The sequence below is a fragment of the Rodentibacter sp. Ppn85 genome, assembly GCF_001999335.1.
Lineage (GTDB): Bacteria > Pseudomonadota > Gammaproteobacteria > Enterobacterales > Pasteurellaceae > Rodentibacter.
In genome coordinates this window covers 1-1,432 of sequence record NZ_MLHS01000072.1, presented here as the reverse complement: position 1 = coordinate 1,432, position 1,432 = coordinate 1, and the positions used below count along the sequence as shown (strand labels likewise).

The following is a 1,432-nucleotide window of genomic DNA, read 5'->3' as shown; positions in this document are numbered from 1 at the left end:
CCTTAAGCAAAGTGGCGGCAGGGGTAGCGAGTGGTTTAACGGCAACCGGCAATAGCGCGGAGAATCTAGCGACGATTAGCACAGGGATAACCATTGCGGAGAATGCGGTGGAGCATAATTATCTCTTTAGACAAGAGGCAGAAGAAAAAGCGGTTTTAGAGCGAAAAGTGAAAAATAATCAAGCTACCGAGCAAGAAAAAGAAAGGCTTTCACAACTCAAAAAACTTGATTTAGAGCGAGATAAAGCCATTCTTGATGCCTGTTCAAGCAGTATAAATAATCCTGCTTGCCAATCTTTAGTATCGGATGCCAATTATGCTAAATTCGGGTATGAACAGAGTTTAAGTTATCACTTAAAATTCAAAGAGCTTTATCCAACTGACTATCAACATGTAGAGACTATTCTTAAAGGAAAAGATAGCCACGCCGTTGAGTTTGAAAAGATAGCGATGAATTTGGCACAAGAAAGGAATATGCCTTTAGAAGAGGCAAAAAATTTCTTGAACAAAGTTTATATCTATAAAGCCTTTGCAGAACTTGTTGGTTCGGTTAGAGCCGGAACGGCATTAAATTATGCTGAAACGAAGTTGCCGAAAGGAGCAAGTGCGAATGAGTCTTTGCCGATTGTTGGAAAAACTACGGGATATGAAAATCAAACGACAAGGATTTCAACGGGAGCAGAAAATGCGGCATTGTATTCGAAATTAAAAGATGACTTAGCTATGCAGCAACAAGCCGGATTTGAAAAAGTTACAAAAGACTTGAGTAAAAAACCTGAGGGTAGTGTTTTAATGATACCTGATTACCGTAAGCAACTTGCTGATGCTAAAAAAAGTTTGCCTAGGAGATTAAGCACACAAGGAAATGCCGCATTTGCTCAGATTGATATTGATGGTTTAGATATAAAAACTTTAGCAGGGCATAGTCAGATAGACGTAAGTCAAGGTATGTTTATTGGAAAAGGTAAAACAGAGTTTAAATCATTGAATCTACCTAATAAAAAAGGAGATTTAATAGATAGAAAAACAGATTCTGAATATAAAATTTTATCTAATCTGGCGGATCAATTAGGTTCAAATACCCAAGCAAAAGGTCAGGTGATAATATTTACTGAACGTCCAGCTTGTCCAAGTTGTTTAGGTGTTACAGAGCAATTTAATAAGCGTTATCCAAATATTAAAGTCAATATATTTGATAATAACGGAAAGCAAATTAAACCAACGGGAGTAAAAGAATAATGAATAGAGTATCTTATAAAGAATTAAAACAATGGTTTTTTGAAGATGCATATTTATGGTGTCAAAGAAAATTCGAGAATGGAAAGGTTTATCCATGGGGAAATAGTGAAAGTGAATGGGGGGGGGCATTAGATACTTATGAAAATTCATTTGAAAAGCCAATAGAAAATTTAATGATATATGTTATATATATA

1 protein-coding gene and 1 pseudogene are annotated in these 1,432 nt (G+C 35.8%); both read left to right on the top strand.

The genetic code is table 11. The features are described from left to right. Nucleotides 1-1,238, top strand: a 1,238-nt coding sequence (locus tag BKL51_RS10880; protein ID WP_077466688.1) for a deaminase domain-containing protein, incomplete at its 5' end; no start/stop codon positions are given. After that, nucleotides 1,238-1,432 (top strand): annotated as a pseudogene (locus BKL51_RS10875) (hypothetical protein); the annotation flags it as partial. The gene BKL51_RS10880 and the pseudogene BKL51_RS10875, both read left to right, overlap by 1 nt.